Genomic DNA, 16,704 nt, shown 5'->3' on the forward strand with positions numbered 1-16,704 from the left:
TCTCCTGTGCTGTTCGGGACGACGGGGGTGTGTCTCGGGGTTCGGTGACCCCGTACGTGAGGGGCCGGTGCGGCCGGCTCGGCGGGTCCGGAGACGACGAACGCCGCGCTCCGGATCGTGAGCGCGGCGCAGCGGAGCTGTCCGAGCCCTGTCGATCACGGAGTCCGGTTCGTGCGACCGTCTCCCTCGCCGAGGCAACCCGGGAACTCTAGACCCCACCCCCGCGGCGGGTCGAATCCCCAGCCCGCACCCGTCCACGACCCGGAGGCGCCGGTGTGCCGCGGGTCACTAGGGTGGCCCGGTGCCCCTCCTGCTCCCCGAGGCGCGTGAGCGCGCCCTCCTCGTGACCGACGTCCGCACCGACCTGCACCTCGACCTCACCTCGACCGAGCACTTCACCGTCGAGGCGCGGATCGCCTTCCGGTGCACCGAGCCCGGGGCGTCGACGTTCCTCGAGCTCACCGGCGCCTCCGACGTGACCCTCGACGGGCGACCCGCGGCGTACGCCGACGACCGGATCGCGCTCACCGACCTCGCCGAGGACAACGAGGTCGTCGTGACCGCCCGGATGCCCTACGTCACCGACGGCGACGGGATGACGGTCACCGTCGATCCCGCCGACGACGAGCGCTACGTGTGCGCCCACACCTCGATGGACATCGCCCAGAAGGTCGTCCCCTGCTTCGACCAGCCCGACATCAAGTCGACCTTCACCGTGCGCGTCACCGCGCCGTCGCACTGGACCGTCCTGGCCAACGGCGCGCTCGAGGGCCGGGACGGCGACACGTGGTCGTTCGCCACGACCCCGCCGTTCTCGTCGTACCTCTTCACCCTCGTCGGCGGCCCGTGGGTGTCGGTGACGTGGGACGAGCCGTACGCGCCCGCACCCGGCAGCACGCTGCCGTTCGGCTGGCACGCGCGTGCCTCGCAGGAGCGCGAGCTGCAGCGCGACGCCGACGAGCTGCGCCGCATCACCAGCGCCTGCTTCCAGCACTACACGACCGTCTTCGAGCCGGAGTACCCCTACGCCGACTACCAGCAGGTCTTCGCCCCCGGCCTCAACTGGGGCGCGATGGAGTTCCCCGGCTGCGTGGTCTTCCGCGACGCCTACCTGCCCCAGGGCACGCCCACCGAGCTGGAGAAGGAGTGGGTGGCCTCCACGATCGCCCACGAGATGGCCCACATGTGGTTCGGCGACCTGGTGACGATGAAGTGGTGGGAGGACTCGTGGCTCAACGAGTCGTTCGCCGACTTCATGGGCTACGACGTCGCCGGCGTCGCGGCCGGCTACACCGACGCCTGGACCTCGGCCGCGATCACCCGCAAGCCCACCGGCTACCGCGCCGACCGCCGCCGCTCCTCGCACCCGATCGCGGAGGACACCGAGAAGATCGTCGACGTCGACACCGCCTTCGCGAACTTCGACATGATCACCTACGCCAAGGGCAACGCCGCGCTCGCGCAGCTCGGCCACTGGCTCGGCCAGGACGACTTCCTCGCCGGGGTCAACCGCCACCTCACGACCCACGCCTTCGGCAACGCCACGCTCGCCGACTTCCTCGACTCCCTCGACGCCGCGACCGACAAGGACGTGCGCGGCTGGGCGCAGGCGTGGCTGCGCACGACCGGCTTCGACACGCTGGTCGTCACCCGCGACGGCGACGTGCCGGTCCTCACCCGGGAGGGCTCGCGCTCGCACCGGATCACCGTCTCGGCCTACGACGACGCGATGGCGCTCGTCGGCTCGCGCGACGTGCTGGTCGGCGACGAGCCGGTGCGGCTCGAGGACTTCGCCGGGCGGGTCGTGGTGCCCAACTCCGGCGACGAGACGTTCGCCGTGGTGCGGCCCGACGAGCAGTCGTGGGCCGCGATCACCGAGGGCCTGTCCGACGTCGAGTCGCAGCTGACCCGCGCGGTGCTGTGGTGGACCGCCACCGACCTCACCGAGTCGCAGGTACTCGCGGTCGACGACTTCATCGCCCTCGCCGACCGCCACCTGCGCCGCGAGCGCCACCCGCTGGTCTTCGAGGGCGTGATGCGCGCGCTGCAGCTCGTGGTGCGCCGCTACGACGAGCCCGGCGAGGTCGCCGCGCACCTCGCGGTCGTCGCCGACATCGCGAAGGGCGCCGTCGACGGCGGCGACCCCCTGCTCGCGCCGGGCGCCGCGCGGGTGCTGGCCCGGCTCAGCAGCGACCGCGACCTCCTCGTCGACTGGCTCGGCCAGGACGACGTCGACCCCAGCGTCCGGTGGGCCGCCGTCCACCGCCTCGCCGAGCTCGGCGACCCGTCCCACATCGACGCTGAGGTGGAGCGCGACAAGTCGGTCTCGGGCCACCACGCCTCGCTCTCCGCCCGCGCCGCGGTGCCGACGGAGGAGGCCAAGGCCGCGACCTGGGAGCGGCTGGTGAGCGGCGAGCTCAGCACCCACGAGCTCGACGCCACCGGCACCGGCTTCTGGGGCTGGGAGCAGGCCGACCTCCTGCGCCCCTACCTCTCGCGCTACGTCACCGACGGGCTCGCCCTGGCCCGGCGGTCGGGCCAGGCGATGGCCGACAGCGTCGGCGACGCCTTCCCCCGCCTGCCCCTGCCCGTCGACGTACGCCGTGAGCTGCGCGCCGAGGTGGCCGCCGCCCTCGCCACCGGCGAGGCCCCCACCGTCCTCGCGCGGTCGTGGAACGACCACCTCGACGACCTCGACCGCACGCTCTGAGCCGCCTCGGGTTCCCCCGGTTAGCCGGGGGAGCTCGTGGTTCTGGGGGTTTGCAAACCCCGAGAACCTCGGAATCCCCCGCCTAGCCGGGGGAATCCGAGCAACGGCCCCAACGCCAGAACCCCGGTCGGCGACCGACGACGTCAGCCGAGGGGCGGTACGTCGCTCAGGCGTGGCCCTCGAACATCGAGGTCACCGAGCCGTCCTCGAAGACCTCGCGGATCGCGCGGGCGATCAGCGGGGCGATGGAGAGGGTGGTGAGCTTGTCGAACTGCTTGTCGGCCGGCACCGGGAGGGTGTTGGTCACCACGACCTCGAGGGCCGAGGAGTTCTTGAGCCGGTCGACGGCCGGGTCGGAGAGGATCGGGTGGGTCGCGGCGATGACCACGCCGGCGGCGCCGTCGGCCATGCAGGCTTCCGCCGCCTTCACGATCGTGCCGCCGGTGTCGATCATGTCGTCGGTGAGGACGCAGATCTTGCCCTTCACCTCGCCCACGACCCGGTTGGCGACGACCTCGTTGGCCACGTCGGTGCGGCGGCTCTTGTGGATGAACGCCAGCGGCGCGCCGCCGAGGCGGGCCGACCAGCGCTCGGCGACCTTGATCCGGCCGGCGTCGGGCGAGACGACGGCGAGCTCTTGGTCGCCGTACTTCTCCTTGACGTAGTCGGTGAGGATCGGCAGCGCCATCAGGTGGTCGACGGGGCCGTTGAAGAAGCCCTGGATCTGGTCGGCGTGGAGGTCGACGGTGATCAGCCGGTCGGCGCCGGCGGTCTTGAAGAGGTCGGCCATCAGGCGCGCGGAGATCGGCTCGCGGCCGCGGTGCTTCTTGTCCTGGCGGCCGTAGCCGTAGAACGGCATCACGACGGTGATCCGCTTGGCCGAGGCGCGCTTGAGCGCGTCGACCATGATGAGGTGCTCCATGATCCACTCGTTGATCGGAGCCGTGTGGCTCTGGATCACGAAGGCGTCGCACCCCCGCACGGACTCCTCGTAGCGCACGTAGAGCTCGCCGTTGGCGAACTCGTAGGCGCTCTGGGGCACCAGCCCGGTCTCGAGGAGCTCGGCGACCTCCCGTGACAGATCGGGGTGCGCCCGGCCGCTGAAGACCATCAGGTTCTTCTCAGTGGTCCGCTTCATTCCGGTCACGCGACGCGACTCCTCGCTGTGGGGTCAGCCTGGGGGGTGGCTCGTTCGGAGGTGCTGACTGGATTGTTCACCACGAGGGGTGGTCCGCCCAACCCCGGGGTGGGACCGGGTTCACTCCCCGGGGGTCGGCTCACGTTCACCGGCCGTTCGTGCCGCTGCCGCCGCCTCGGCCTGCGCCGTCCCGGCCCGTCGCGACTCCGTCCAGCCCTCCAGGTTGCGCTGCGGACCGCTGCTCACCGCGAGCGCCCCGGCGGGCACGTTGCGGCGTACGACGGTGCCGCCGGCGGTGCCCGCGCCGTCGCCGACCTCGACCGGCGCCACGAAGGTGTTGTTGGAGCCCGTGCGCGCCTGCTTGCCGATCACCGTGCGGTGCTTGGTCACGCCGTCGTAGTTGGCGAAGATCGTCCCGGCGCCGATGTTGGTGCCCTCGCCGATCTCGGCGTCGCCGACGTAGGACAGGTGCGGGACCTTGGCGCCGTCGTCGATCCGGGCGTTCTTGGTCTCCACGAAGGTGCCGATCTTGCCGCCGGCGCCGAGCTGCGTGCCGGGGCGGAGGTAGGCGAACGGCCCGACGTTCGCGCCGCCGCCGACGACGGCCAGCTCGCCGTGGGTGCGGACGACGCGGGCGCCGGGGCCGACCTCGCAGTCCTTGAGCGTGGTGTCGGGCCCGACCACGGCGTCCTCACGCACGACGGTGGCGCCGAGGAGCTGGGTGCCCGGCAGGATCGTGACGTCGGGCTCGAGCACGACGTCGGCCTCGATCCACGTGGTGGCGGGGTCCATCACCGTCACGCCCTCGCGCATCCACCGGGTGACGATGCGGCGGTTCAGCTCGCGGCCGAGCTCGGCGAGCTGCGCCCGGTCGTTGGCGCCCTCGGTCTGGGCGACGTCGTCGATGAGGTGGGCGCCGACCGTGAGGCCGTCCTCGCGAGCCAGGCCGACGGCGTCGGTGAGGTAGTACTCGCCCTTGGCGTTGTCGTTGGTGATCCGCGGCAGCGCGGAGACGAGGAAGCCGGCGTCGAAGGCGAGGATGCCGGAGTTGATCTCGTCGATCCGGCGCTGCTCGTCGGTGGCCTCCTTCTCCTCCACGATGGCCTCGACGTCGCCCTCCGCGTTGCGGACGATGCGGCCGTAGCCGAACGGGTTCGGCACGCGGCCGCTCAGGATGCTGACGGCGCGCTGGGCGGCCTCGTGCTCCTCGGCGAAGGCGCGCAGCGAGTCGCCCTCCAGGAGCGGGGTGTCGCCGGCGGCGACGATCACCGTGCCGGTCGTGGTGCCGGCGGCCTCCATCGCGATCCGGACGGCGTGGCCGGTGCCCTCCTGGGTCTCCTGCACCGCGAGGACCGCGTCGGGCACCAGGGAGGTGATGTGCGGGCCGACCTGCTCGCGCTGGTGACCGACGACGGCGACCACGCGGGTGGGCTCGACGGCCTGCACCGCACGCAGCACGTGACCGATCATCGAGCGACCGGCCACAGGGTGCAGCACCTTCATCGTCTTGGACTTCATGCGGGTGCCGCCACCGGCGGCCAGGACGATGACGGTGAGGTTCTCCATGGCGGGCGAGTCTGCCACCTGCACGCCGTCCCGGCCGACCACGGCTGTGGTCTGATGACGGGGTGAGTGGTCGCACCTACGCCGGCGAGTCGGCCCCCGACCGGCTGGCGCGGCGCCGCCGCCAGCTGCTCGAGGCCGGGCTCGAGCTCTTCGGCACCGCGGGCTACCGCGCCACCACCGTGCGCCTGCTGTGCCGCGCGGCCAAGGTCAGCGACCGCTACTTCTACGAGCAGTTCGACTCCACCGAGGACCTGCTCCTCGCGGTCTACGACGCGTGCACCGCCCGGCTCGAGCGGGCCGCAGTGGACGCCCTCGGCGACCGCACCGACGACGTGGCCGACCTCGCCCGCCGTGGCCTCGCGGCCTTCCTGGAGGTCGTGGAGTCCGACCCCCGCCTGACGCGGGTGGTCTGGTTCGAGGTGCTCGGCGTCAGCCCGCGCGTCGAGGCGGCGTACCTCGCGCGGATGCAGGCCTTCGGCCACCTGATGCTCGGCGTGGTCGCGGGCCGCGACGGCGTCGCCGACCTGCCCGACCTCACGCGCGATCTCCTGGCCAGCACGGCCGTCGGCGCGGTCAGCCACACCGTGGTGACGTGGACCAGCGCCGGCTTCTCCCCCGACCGCGACCTCGTCGCCGACGCGCTCGCCCGGTTCCTCGCGGGCGCCTCCACGGCTTTGGTCGATCCCGTCCGGCCAGCGTGACGTGGGTCACCCTCCGGTGCGGCCCAGCGTGGCCTGACCTAATCTGACGACGCCAGATTCCTGTTGGACGCCGCCTCGTCCGTGTCAGCACGGCCGACGAGAGGACCACCCCATGAAGCACCTCGACGACAAGGTCGCCGCCGTCACCGGCGCCGGCTCCGGCATCGGGCGCGCGCTCGCCCTCCACCTGGCCGACCAGGGCTGCCGGCTCGCGCTCTCCGACGTCTCCGCCGACGGCCTCGCCGAGACCGAGCGACTCCTCGCCGGTCGGGCCCGCGCGGTCACCACGGCGGTCGTCGACGTCGCCGACGAGGCCGCGGTCGGCGCGTGGGCCGACGCGGTGGTCGACGACCACGGCCGCGCGAACCTGGTCGTCAACAACGCCGGCGTCGCCCTGTCCGGCACCGTCGCGGCGCTCTCCACCGACGACTACCGCTGGATCATGGGCATCAACTTCTGGGGCGTCGTCCACGGCACCAAGGCGTTCCTGCCGCACCTCGAGGCGTCCGGAGAGGGTCACGTCGTCAACATCTCCAGTGTCTTCGGCCTCACCGCGCAGCCGCTCATGAGCGGCTACAACGCCAGCAAGTACGCCGTGCGCGGCTTCACCGAGTCGCTGCGCCAGGACCTCGAGCTGACCCGCTCCTGCGTCAGCGCGACCTGCGTCCACCCGGGCGGCATCAAGACCAACATCGCCCGCTCGGCCCGGGTCGACCGCAGCGTCGCCGGCGTGACCGGGAGGCCGGCGGAGGCTGCCACGAAGGACTTCGAGAAGTCCTTCATCACCACCCCCGCCAGGGCGGCGGAGGTGATCGTCGAGGGCGTGCGCAAGAACAGGCGGCGCGTGCTCATCGGCCCCGACGCCCGCGTCCTCGACGCGATCGCGCGGCTGGCCCCAACCGGTTACCAGCGCCTGGTCACCGGCGCCGTGCGCTCGCGGAGCGGGAGGTGAGCGCGCTCGCCGGCCGGGTCTACGCCGCGGCCACGCAGGCCGAGGCGAGGGCGTACGGCCTGCGCGAGCGCCGCGTCGACGTCGGCGACGCGAGCCTCGCGGTGCTCGAGGGCGGCCCGGCCGGCGCGCCGCCCGTCGTGCTGCTGCACGGCTACTCCGCCGACCGCGTCGTGTGGGTCCGCTTCGCGCGCCACCTGCTGAAGGACCACCGCGTCGTCGTGCCCGAGCTCGCCGGCCACGGGGCGTCGGGCTTCACCCCCGGGCTCGGCTACTCCGCGCCGGCGCAGGCCCGCCGGGTGGCCGCGGTGCTCGACCACCTCGGCATCGACCGCGCCCACGTGGCCGGCAACTCCATGGGCGGCTTCGTCGCCGCCACGCTCGCGGTCGACCACCCCGACCGCGTGACCTCCCTGCTGCTCAGCGACGCCGTCGGCGTCACCCAGCCCGAGCCGAGCGAGGCCGAGCTCGCGTTCCGCGAGGGGCGCAACCCGTTCCTGCTCGACGACGTGGCCGACTTCCCCGACTTCTACGCGATGACGATGGCCCGACCGCCCTTCCTGCCCGGCTTCCTGCGGGCCGCCGTCGCCGCCGACTACGTCGCCCGCCGCGACCAGCTCGAGGAGATCTTCCGCGACTTCCACGGCGTCGACCCCCTCGACGAGCGCCTCGGCGAGGTCAGGGTCCCGACGCTGGTGGTGTGGGGCGAGGAGGACCGGCTGGTGCACCCGAGCACGGCCCGGGTGTGGGCCGACGGCATCGCCGGCGCGCGCACCGTGACCTACCCCGGGGTCGGCCACATGCCGATGCTGGAGGTGCCGTCGCTGGCCGCCGCCGACTTCCGCGCCTTCCTGTCCGGGCTCGGCCGGCGGGGCTGAGCACCACGTCGGCGCGCTCGAGGGGCGCTCCTCGCGCCCGTCCGCGATGATCGGGGCGTGGACGACGAGACCTACGCCCGGGAGCTGTTCGCGATCCTGACCCGCCCGCTCGACCCCGACGAGCCGCGCGACGCCTACGGGACCGGGGCCGACCGCATCGACCGGTACGGCGGCTTCGGGACCGAGCTCGTGGTGACGTCGGTCGCCGCGGTTCCCGGGCCGTACGGCAGCCGGCTCGAGGTCGGCTTCCGGCTCGAGGGCCCCGAGGGCCACGACCTCCCCCGCACGGGTACGTTCCACCTCCCGCTCGCGGCGGAGTGGCGCGAGGCGCAGGGCTACGGAGCGCCCTCGACCTACGCACCCGCCGTGGCTCGTGCGACCGAGAGGGCCGTGGGCGAGCACGCCCGCCGCCGCAGGACCGCCGGCCGCACGGTGCCGCTCGACCGCACCGAGCAGCACGCCCTCCTCCTCGAGGTGCTCGGTGGCCCCTCCAGCGTCCGGCAGGTCGCACCCGACCGGTTCGTGCTCAGCCGCGCGGGCCGGGAACGGTGGGTCGTGGTCGTGACGCCCGAGCAGTGGGAGCAGTTCCTGGTGCGCCACGGCACGCACCGCGCCTCGCTGTCCGAGCACGTCGAGGAGCTGCTCGCAGCGGGGTCCAGCGACGACCGCGACGAGTTCCTGGTCTTCTGGGAGGGCGACCTCGTGAAGTCCGTGCGGGAGGAGCTGCCGCCCGTGAGCGGGTCGGTCCGCGGGCTGCTGCGCGCCATCGAGCGAGGGCCGGTCCCCGGCGCGGCGTGGTTCGCCTACACGCCGGTCGCCCCCGACCGCGACGCGTAGGCCGCCGCCGGCGCCCACCCGCTCACGGCACGGGTCCCTCCCCGAGGCGCCGGACCACGGTCGCCTCGAAGGCGTCCACCGAGCCGTCCATCGCGTCGAGGTCCGCTGCTCCGACCAGCTCGCGCCACGACCCGCCCTCGGCGGCCAGGACCACCGGGGCGCCCGTTCGCCGCACGGCCTCGCGCAGCGGGTCGTCGAGCTCGTCGAGGTGCAGCACCCGCAGCGGGAGCGGCAGCCGAGCGACCATCGCGTCCCACTCAGGCTTGCGGCGCACGAGGGCGTGCGTGATGTCGCACAGCCCGCAGTGACGGGTGCCACGCACCTTCCCCCAGGCGTACGCGAGCTCACCGAGCAGGCTGCCGTCCGCGTCGTACACACCCACGAGCTCGGTGACCGTCATGCCGTGACGCTACCCGGCAGGCGCGCGCGGGCCGCGGGACATCGCTGCAGGTCGACGGGGTACGGACCGCCGTGAACCCGCCACCCCCCGATCGTCGAGACGGCCCACGTCTGCGGTTCGCGCTGCTCGGCGACTCCATCGCGTGGGGCCAGGGAGCCGCACGCCCCGACGACCGCCTCGGGCCGCGGCTCACGGGCGCCCTGCAGGCCCGCGGCCACGACGTGGAGCACCGGGTGCTCGCGGTGCCCGGCGCCCGCAGCCGCGACCTGGGCGGGCAGGTGGAGGCGGCGCTGGCGTGGCGACCGACGCTGGCGCTGGTCGTCGTCGGTGCCAACGACCTGACCCACCGGGAGCCCCTCGACATGGCCGTGGGCGCCCTGGCCGACGCCGTGCGCGCGCTGCGCGGCGCAGGCGCCGAGGTGGTGGTCGCGCCGGCGCCGGACCTCGGGGCCGTCCCGCACGTGCCGGCGTTCCTGCGGGACGCGGTGCGCCGCGCCAGCGCGGACCTGCGGCAGCGGCAGGCGGACGTCGTGCGCCGCGAGGGCGGCCGGGTGGCCGACCCGGACGGCCGGGCCTCGCACGCCTTCGCCGCCGATGCGGCGCTGTTCTCCGCCGACCGGTTCCACCCCTCGTCGGCGGGCTACGCCGTCATCGCGGACGCGATCCTGCCGGCGCTGGAGGAGACCGCCCGGCGCGTGTCCTGACGGCTCAGAACGCGTACCGGATGCGGCACTCCGGGAGCAACTCGCCGACGAGGTCGGTGAGCTGGCGGACCCAGCGGCCCTTCCAGCCGGTGCGGTAGCGGACGTTGACCTGGCCGCTGCCGCTGCGCTTGGGCTCCTGCAGGTCCGGGCGCCAGAGCAGGTCCTCCCCGCGCGGGTGCCAGCCGAGGTTGACCTCGTGCAGCGCCTCGTTGTGGGTCAGGAAGATGATCTCGGCGCCGAGCTGGGCACGGGTGCGGGCGCTGGTGCCGCCGGCGACCTGCTCGAGGAGCTCGGCCCACTCGGCGAGCCACGTCTCGTGGACGATGACCGGGCTGAGGTTGACGTGCACCTCGTAGCCCGCCTCGACGAAGTCGTCCATGGCGGCGATCCGCTCGCCGACCTTGGAGGTGCGGACGTCGACGAGCCGTGACGGTCCCTCGGGCATGAGGCTGAACCGGACGCGGGTGCCACCTCTCGGGTCCCACGTGAGGAGGTCGCGGTTGACCAGCTTGGTCGCGAAGCTCGCCTTCGCGTGCGGCAGCCGGGCGAAGAGGTCGACGAGGTCGCGCACGTTGTCGGAGACGAGGGCGTCGGCCGAGCAGTCGCTGTTCTCCCCGATGTCGTAGACCCAGTCGACCGGGTCGCACTGGTTCGGCTCGGGCTTGGTGCCCTGCCGTCCGGCGTGCCGCTCGAGGTAGCCCAGGACCGCCTCGATGTTGGCGAAGACCGTGATCGGGTTGGCGTAGCCCTTGCGGCGGGGGACGTAGCAGTAGACGCATGCCATCGCGCAGCCGTTGGCGGTCGACGGTGCGATCCAGTCCGCGGAGCGGCCGTTGCGCCGCGCGGCGAGCGACTTCTTCTCACCGAGCACCAGCACCTCCTGCTTGGTGCGCACCCAGTCCTCGACGGCGCCGGGGTTGCCGTGCAGCCTGGGGATCGCCTGGTGCGAGAGGACCTCGATGCGCTCGGCGTCAGGAAAGCGCGCCAGCACCTCGCGGGCGCGCGGGAAGCGCTCGATGTCGCGCTCGTGGAAGATCCGGCGCACGTCGAGCAGGCGCTCGGCGAGCGGGGGCACCGGGGAGGTCACCCTGTGATCCTGCCCCAGGGGTGGGCGGCGGCACCCGCGCGCATGGGACGCGCCCCCACGGGGCACGGAGGACGATGCCCGCCCTGCTGCGCGACGCCGGCGCACCGAGCCGATCGCGGTCCTACGACGACCTCACCGACGCCGAGTTCGACGACATCGCCCGCACCCTCGACGCCCTGCGCGAGGAGGTGCTGGCCAGCCGCGGCGCCCGCGACGCGGCGTACGTCCGACGCCTCATCGCCGTGCAGCGCTGCCTCGAGGTGGGCGGACGCGCGGTGCTGCTCGGGAGCCGCCACCGCGGCGCGTGGTGGCTCGGCACGGCGGCCCTGACGCTGTCGAAGGTGCTCGACAACATGGAGATCGGCCACAACGTCCTGCACGGGCAGTGGGACTGGATGCGCGACCCGAGGATCCACTCCTCGACCTGGGACTGGGACCACGCCTCCGCGCCGGAGCAGTGGCGGCGAGCCCACAACGACCGCCACCACGTCAACACCAACGTGCTGGGCAAGGACAACGACCTCGGCTACGGCATCCTGCGCGTCGACGAGGCCCAGGAGTGGCAGCCGCGCCACCTCGTCCAGCCGCTGTGGAACCTGCTCAACGCGTGCCTCTTCGAGTACGGCATCGCGATGTACGACCTCGACCTGGGCGACACGCTCCGCAACCGGCGCGGCCTCTCGCCCCAGCTGCGCGGCGAGCTCGCGACGACGGCGCGACGCGCCGGGCGCAACGCGCTGCGCGACTACGTGCTCCACCCCCTGCTCTCGCTGCCCACGGGCTCGGCGCGCACGACGGCGACGGCCAACCTCGTCGCCAACCTCGCCCGCAACGTGTGGAGCCACTCGGTCATCATGTGCGGCCACTTCCCCGAGGGCGTGCAGACCTTCGAGGTGGCCGAGCTCGACGAGGACGAGACGCGCGGGCGGTGGTACGTCCGCCAGATGCTCGGCTCCGCCGACGTATCGGGCCCGTGGCTGCTGCACGTGCTCTGCGGCAACCTGTCGCACCAGGTGGAGCACCACCTGTTCCCGGACCTGCCGTCCAACCGGTACGCCGAGATCGCCGGGCCCGTCCGCGAGCTCTTCGACCGGCACGGGCTGACCTACAGCAGCGCCCCGCTGTGGCGACAGGTGGCCAGCGCGTGGCACAAGGTCGTCCGGCTCTCCGTGCCGCCGCGCAGGCGCTGACCTGGCTCCCCGGGTAGGAGTCGAACCTACGTCGCTAGTCCTGATTCAAAGTCAGGCGGGCCCTGCCGGCAGACCAACCGGGGATAGGCGCCCAAGCCTAGGGCCCGCCTCGGGCGGGGCTGCCCATCGGCCGGCAGACCAACCGGGGACAGGCGCCCAAGCCCAGGGCTCAGCCAGCCCAGGGCTCAGCCCGCCCACGCCCAGCGACCGGCCGTCGCGAACACGGCCGGGTCGAAGTTGACCGCGTCGAGGGTGGCGATGTGGCCGTCGAGGTAGACCCGCCCTCGGTGGAGGCTGCCCGACGTCGCGGTGAGGACGGCGGTGCGGGCGTGCCACTCGCCGTCGCAGGGGATGTCGAGGTGGGTGGAGGCGAAGGTGAACCCCTCGTCCTGGCTGGCGGCGACGAAGAAGTCCTGCAGCACCCACGGCTCGTCGCACCGGCCGGCGACACGGGCGCGGATCGTGCCGCGCTCGTGGTCGACCCAGCGGGGCAGCAGCACGCGTGCGCCCGGGCGCACGTAGACGCTGCCGCCGGTCGTCACCTCACCGGCCGGTGCGCCGGTGGCGGCGTCGACGAGCGCCATCCGCACCTGCACGGTCGCGCGGCCAGGGTGGAACCCCTCGTAGCTGGCGTAGGGCACCACGTGCCAGGCGCCGTCGCACGTCGGCGTCGTCGCCTGCAGGCTCTCGGGCGAGGTGAAGTCCTGCACGAAGGTCAGGCCCAGGGCGGCGACCCGGAGACCGGGTGCGCAGGTGAGGCGCAGGGTGCCGCGGAAGGTGTTGAACTGCCCCTCGTACGCCCGTCCCTGCACGCGCACCTCCCCCGGCGGGTCACCGGCGGTGCCGGGCGCCGCGCCCAGCAGCACCGCGGTGAGGACGAGGAACACGCTGCCGACCACGATCCTGCGCATGGCTGCCTCCCGGGGGTGGTGATCAGACCGGCATAGCACGACCTGCGCGCCGCCAGGACGTGCTGCGCGGACGTACCCAGGACTGGGGACGGGCCGGTCCCCAGCTCGGTCCCCAGCTCGATCTGCACGAGACCTCCACACGGGTCCGGGGCATCCCCGATGCCCCGCGTCGGTCCCGACCGCTAGCGTGGCCGACGTGATGGGGGACCTCGCCGGGCCACCGGTCATCTCGACCGCGGGCCTCACCAAGCACTACGGGACCGTCCACGCGCTGACCGACCTCACGGTCGAGGTCGGCGCGGGCGTGACCGGCCTCGTCGGCGCCAACGGCGCTGGCAAGTCGACGTTGATCAAGATCCTGCTGGGGCTGCTCGAGCCGACCTCCGGCCGGGCGAGCGTGCTCGGTCACGACATCGAGCACGACAGCCACGACATCCGCCGGCTCGTGGGCTACATGCCCGAGCACGACTGCCTCCCGCCCGACACCAGTGCCAGCGACTTCGTCGTCCACATGGCGCGGATGTCGGGGCTCGGCGCCTCCGCCGCGCGCGAACGCGCCGCCGACGTGCTGCGCCACGTCGGGCTCGAGGAGGAGCGCTACCGGCCGATGGGCGGCTACTCCACCGGCATGAAGCAGCGCGCCAAGCTCGCCCAGGCGCTGGTGCACGACCCGCGGCTCGTCTTCCTCGACGAGCCGACCAACGGCCTCGACCCGGCCGCCCGCACCGACATGCTGCGCCTGGTGCAGCGCATCGGCACCGACTTCGGCATCGCGGTCCTGGTGACGTCCCACCTGCTCGGCGAGCTCGAGCGGGTCAGCGACCACGTCATCGTCCTCGACGGCGGCCACCTGCTGCGCTCCAGCGCCACCGGCGACTTCCTGCGCCGGACCGGACGGATGCTGGTCGAGGTCGTCGGCACCGAGACCGAGCGCGACCGGCTCGGCCAGGCCCTCGCGCAGCGCGGCCTGACCTGCCGGCCCCGCGGCACGATGGTCGCCATCGACCCTCCGGCCTCCGACGTCGCGGTCCACGACCTGGTGCGCGACCTCGCCGCCGAGCTCGGGCTCGGCCTGATGCGGCTCGAGCCCGACCGCGGCCACCTCGAGGACGTCTTCATGGAAGGGGCGCCCCGTGCCTGAGCCGACGACCCGCACCGGCGTCATCCACGACCTCGGCTACCGCCACTACGACGGGGCGCGCGAGGGCACCGGGGCCATCGCCCGCACCCTCTTCACCACCGGCCTGCGCCACGCCTACGGCTTCGGCCGCTCCGGCAAGTCCAAGGTGATGCCGTTCGTCCTGCTCGGCATGGCGAGCGCGCCGGCGGTGATCGTGGTCGGCGTCGTGGTGCTCACCGGGATCGGGCGGCTGCCGGTGACCTACGCGGGCTACACCTCCCAGGTGCAGCTGCTGGTCAGCCTGTTCGCCGCCGCGCAGGCGCCGGTGCTGTTCTCCCGCGACCTGCGCCACCGCTCGATCGTGCTCTACCTCGCCCGGCCGCTGTCGTCGTCGGTCTTCGCCGTCGTGCGCTGGCTCTCGCTCACCGTGGCGCTGCTGGTGTTCCTGTGGATCCCCACGCTCCTGCTCTACCTCGGCGCGCTGCTCGCCGGCCTCGACCGCAGCGAGCAGACCCAGGACCTGCTCAAGGCGCTCGTCCTCCACCTCCTCCTCGCCGCCCTCGTCGCCGGCATCACCGGGCTGATCTCGTCGGTGTCGCTGCGCCGCGGCTTCGCGGTGGTGGGCTCGATCCTCGCCCTCGTCGTGGTGGCCGGCGTGGTCACCGGCGTCGGGGCGATCGCCGGCTCGCGCGACGCCGACGCCGTCGGGGTGGCCGTCGGCCTGTTCTCGCCCTGGTCGCTCTACAACGGGCTCGGTGACGCCTGGGACGCCGGCAACGTGACGTTCACGCCTCCCGAGGGCGCCTGGGTGCTGGCCTACGTCCTCGTCGCGCTCCTGCTCTCGGCCGGCTGCCTGCTCGGGCTGGTCGCCCGCTTTCGGAAGGTGGCCTCGCGATGAGCACGCTCGTCCTCGACAAGGCCTCGCGCTGGTTCGGCAACGTGGTCGCGGTCAACGACGTCTCGCTGACCATCGGTCCCGGCGTCACCGGCCTGCTGGGCCCCAACGGCGCCGGCAAGACCACGCTGATGGCGATGATGGCGGGCTTCCTGGCGCCGTCGTCGGGCCACGTCACCCTCGACGGCCGGCCGGTCTGGCGCAACACCGACACCTACCGCCACGTCGGCCTGGTGCCCGAGCGCGAGCTCAGCTTCGGCTACCTCACCGGCCGTCAGTTCGTCCGCGCCAACGCCGACCTGCACGGCCTCGCCGACCCGGGCGCTGCCACCGAGCGGATCCTGGCCGTGGTCGACATGGTCGAGCCCGCCGGCCGGCGCCTCGACACCTACTCCAAGGGCATGCGCCAGCGCGTCAAGATCGCCGCGGCACTCGTGCACGACCCGTCGGTGCTGCTGCTCGACGAGCCGTTCAACGGCGTCGACCCGCGCCAGCGGATGCACCTGATGGACCTGCTGCGCCGCCTCGGCGACGAGGGCCGAACGGTGCTGTTCTCCTCGCACATCCTCGAGGAGGTCGAGCGGCTGGCCCGCCACATCGAGGTCGTCGTCTCCGGCCGCCACGCCGCCTCCGGCGACTTCGGCGCCATCCGCCGGCTGATGACCGACCGCCCCGTCCAGTACGCCGTGCGCTCCAGCGACGACCGTGCGCTCGCAGCGGTCCTCATCGCCCAACCGTCCGTGCAGGCGGTGAGCCTGGGCAGCGACGGCCTCGACGTGCAGGTGGCCGACCTGGGGTCCTTCGCCGTCGGGCTGCCCGGCTGGGCGCGCGACCACGACCTGTCCGTCTACGAGCTCTCCCCCAGCGACGAGTCGCTGGAGAGCGTCTTCGCCTACCTGGTGGCCCGATGATCAACACGACGATCGCCCGCCTGGCGCTCCAGGCCCTGCTGGGGCGCCGGCGCTTCTACCTGCTGCTGGCCTTCCCGGTCCTTCTGGTCGGGCTGGTGGCGCTGGTCGCCGCGCTCGCCGATGGCGACGCGGCCTACGAGCTGCTCCCCGGCCTGGGCTACCCGCTCGTCCTGCCGCTGGTCGCGATCCTCGCCGCCTCGTCGGTGCTCGGCCCGGAGGTCGACGACGGCTCGATCGTCTACCTGCTGTCGAAGCCGGTGAACCGCTACGGCGTCGCGCTGAGCAAGTGGCTGGTCGCCGTCGCCGCGACGCTCGTCGCGGGCGCGCTCGGGATCCTGCTCGCGGCGCTGATCACCGGCGACCCCGGCCGGGCGGTGGCGCTGTTCGTCGGCGCGGCCGTGGCCGGGACGGCGTACTCCGCGCTGTTCGTGGCGATCTCCGCGGTCACCCGCCACGCCGTGATCGCCTGCCTGATGTTCGTGCTGATCTGGGAGAGCCTGCTGGGCAACCTGTTCACCGGCATCGCCTGGCTGAGCATCGGGCAATGGGGCCTGCGCATCGGCCATGCCCTGTCCGACCAGCTGCCCGACCCGGCGAGCCTCCCCTACGCGATCGTCGCCAGCGCGCTGGTGACGGTCGTGGGCGTGTGGTTCGCCGGCGACCGGCTGCGGTCGTTCAGCCTCAAGGGCGAGGACTGAGCGCCGCGG

Annotated in this window: 16 protein-coding genes and 1 tRNA gene; 11 read left to right on the forward strand and 6 right to left on the reverse strand. The window is 73.3% G+C overall.

The window, feature by feature from the left end; translation table 11 throughout:
• The first annotated feature begins 301 nt into the window (after window positions 1-301).
• Window positions 302-2,710 carry an aminopeptidase N gene (pepN, locus tag ACFFJG_RS05945; RefSeq protein ID WP_378517679.1) on the forward strand — a complete coding sequence of 803 codons (2,409 nt, stop codon included), beginning with the start codon at window positions 302-304 and terminating at the stop codon, window positions 2,708-2,710.
• 166 nt (window positions 2,711-2,876) lie between these two features.
• Here the strand turns inward: pepN and ACFFJG_RS05950 are convergent, their stop codons facing one another.
• Together ACFFJG_RS05950 and glmU are read right to left on the reverse strand one after the other, a co-directional pair.
• Window positions 2,877-3,848 carry a ribose-phosphate diphosphokinase gene (locus tag ACFFJG_RS05950; protein WP_446686218.1) on the reverse strand — a complete coding sequence of 324 codons (972 nt, stop codon included), beginning with the start codon at window positions 3,846-3,848 and terminating at the stop codon, window positions 2,877-2,879.
• A 120-nt stretch (window positions 3,849-3,968) separates the two neighbouring features.
• On the reverse strand, window positions 3,969-5,414 hold the full coding sequence (gene glmU / locus ACFFJG_RS05955; RefSeq protein WP_378517681.1) for a bifunctional UDP-N-acetylglucosamine diphosphorylase/glucosamine-1-phosphate N-acetyltransferase GlmU: 1,446 nt from the start codon (window positions 5,412-5,414) through the stop codon (window positions 3,969-3,971).
• Window positions 5,415-5,476: 62 nt separating this feature from the next.
• Here glmU and ACFFJG_RS05960 point away from each other — a divergent pair, with 62 nt between their 5' ends.
• The 4 genes from ACFFJG_RS05960 to ACFFJG_RS05975 all read left to right on the forward strand — a co-directional run bounded on the left by ACFFJG_RS05960 (window position 5,477) and on the right by ACFFJG_RS05975 (window position 8,779).
• The gene (locus tag ACFFJG_RS05960) at window positions 5,477-6,115 is read left to right on the forward strand and encodes a TetR/AcrR family transcriptional regulator (RefSeq protein WP_378517682.1); all 639 of its coding nucleotides are present in this window, start codon (window positions 5,477-5,479) and stop codon (window positions 6,113-6,115) included.
• 112 nt (window positions 6,116-6,227) lie between these two features.
• Window positions 6,228-7,067, forward strand: a complete 840-nt coding sequence (locus ACFFJG_RS05965; RefSeq protein WP_378517683.1) for an SDR family NAD(P)-dependent oxidoreductase — start codon at window positions 6,228-6,230, stop codon at window positions 7,065-7,067.
• Window positions 7,064-7,942, forward strand: coding sequence for an alpha/beta fold hydrolase (locus ACFFJG_RS05970; RefSeq protein WP_378517684.1), 879 nt, complete (start codon window positions 7,064-7,066; stop codon window positions 7,940-7,942). Before ACFFJG_RS05965 ends, ACFFJG_RS05970 begins: the two co-directional genes overlap by 4 nt.
• Window positions 7,943-7,999: 57 nt before the next feature.
• Entirely contained in the window at window positions 8,000-8,779 is a 780-nt protein-coding gene (locus tag ACFFJG_RS05975) for a hypothetical protein (protein ID WP_378517685.1), read from the forward strand.
• 22 nt (window positions 8,780-8,801) lie between these two features.
• Here the strand turns inward: ACFFJG_RS05975 and ACFFJG_RS05980 are convergent, their stop codons facing one another.
• Window positions 8,802-9,179, reverse strand: coding sequence for a hypothetical protein (locus ACFFJG_RS05980; RefSeq protein ID WP_378517686.1), 378 nt, complete (start codon window positions 9,177-9,179; stop codon window positions 8,802-8,804).
• 71 nt (window positions 9,180-9,250) lie between these two features.
• Here ACFFJG_RS05980 and ACFFJG_RS05985 point away from each other — a divergent pair, with 71 nt between their 5' ends.
• Window positions 9,251-9,883, forward strand: a complete 633-nt coding sequence (locus ACFFJG_RS05985; protein WP_378517687.1) for an SGNH/GDSL hydrolase family protein — start codon at window positions 9,251-9,253, stop codon at window positions 9,881-9,883.
• A 4-nt stretch (window positions 9,884-9,887) separates the two neighbouring features.
• Here ACFFJG_RS05985 and ACFFJG_RS05990 read toward each other — a convergent pair whose 3' ends face one another.
• Window positions 9,888-10,970, reverse strand: coding sequence for a spore photoproduct lyase family protein (locus tag ACFFJG_RS05990; protein ID WP_378517688.1), 1,083 nt, complete (start codon window positions 10,968-10,970; stop codon window positions 9,888-9,890).
• Between the two features lie 74 nt (window positions 10,971-11,044).
• Here ACFFJG_RS05990 and ACFFJG_RS05995 point away from each other — a divergent pair, with 74 nt between their 5' ends.
• Entirely contained in the window at window positions 11,045-12,160 is a 1,116-nt protein-coding gene (locus ACFFJG_RS05995; RefSeq protein WP_378517689.1) for a fatty acid desaturase family protein, read from the forward strand.
• A 2-nt stretch (window positions 12,161-12,162) separates the two neighbouring features.
• Here ACFFJG_RS05995 and ACFFJG_RS06000 read toward each other — a convergent pair.
• Window positions 12,163-12,244, reverse strand: a tRNA-Gln gene (locus ACFFJG_RS06000).
• Window positions 12,245-12,345: 101 nt separating this feature from the next.
• Complete coding sequence (locus ACFFJG_RS06005) at window positions 12,346-13,071, reverse strand: hypothetical protein (RefSeq protein WP_378517690.1); 726 nt, start codon at window positions 13,069-13,071, stop codon at window positions 12,346-12,348.
• A gap of 199 nt (window positions 13,072-13,270) precedes the next feature.
• Here ACFFJG_RS06005 and ACFFJG_RS06010 point away from each other — a divergent pair, with 199 nt between their 5' ends.
• The 4 genes from ACFFJG_RS06010 to ACFFJG_RS06025 are packed head-to-tail and all read left to right on the forward strand — an operon-like array spanning window position 13,271 to window position 16,695.
• Entirely contained in the window at window positions 13,271-14,212 is a 942-nt protein-coding gene (locus tag ACFFJG_RS06010) for an ABC transporter ATP-binding protein (RefSeq protein ID WP_378519457.1), read from the forward strand.
• Window positions 14,205-15,089 carry an ABC transporter permease gene (locus ACFFJG_RS06015; RefSeq protein ID WP_378517691.1) on the forward strand — a complete coding sequence of 295 codons (885 nt, stop codon included), beginning with the start codon at window positions 14,205-14,207 and terminating at the stop codon, window positions 15,087-15,089. Before ACFFJG_RS06010 ends, ACFFJG_RS06015 begins: the two co-directional genes overlap by 8 nt.
• Window positions 15,086-15,997, forward strand: a complete 912-nt coding sequence (locus tag ACFFJG_RS06020) for an ABC transporter ATP-binding protein (protein WP_378517692.1) — start codon at window positions 15,086-15,088, stop codon at window positions 15,995-15,997. Before ACFFJG_RS06015 ends, ACFFJG_RS06020 begins: the two co-directional genes overlap by 4 nt.
• Entirely contained in the window at window positions 15,994-16,695 is a 702-nt protein-coding gene (locus tag ACFFJG_RS06025) for an ABC transporter permease (protein ID WP_378517693.1), read from the forward strand. The genes ACFFJG_RS06020 and ACFFJG_RS06025 overlap by 4 nt, the downstream gene beginning before the upstream one ends.
• Window positions 16,696-16,704: the final 9 nt, after the last annotated feature.

The sequence above is a fragment of the Nocardioides zeicaulis genome (assembly GCF_042432345.1).
Lineage (GTDB): Bacteria > Actinomycetota > Actinomycetes > Propionibacteriales > Nocardioidaceae > Nocardioides > Nocardioides zeicaulis.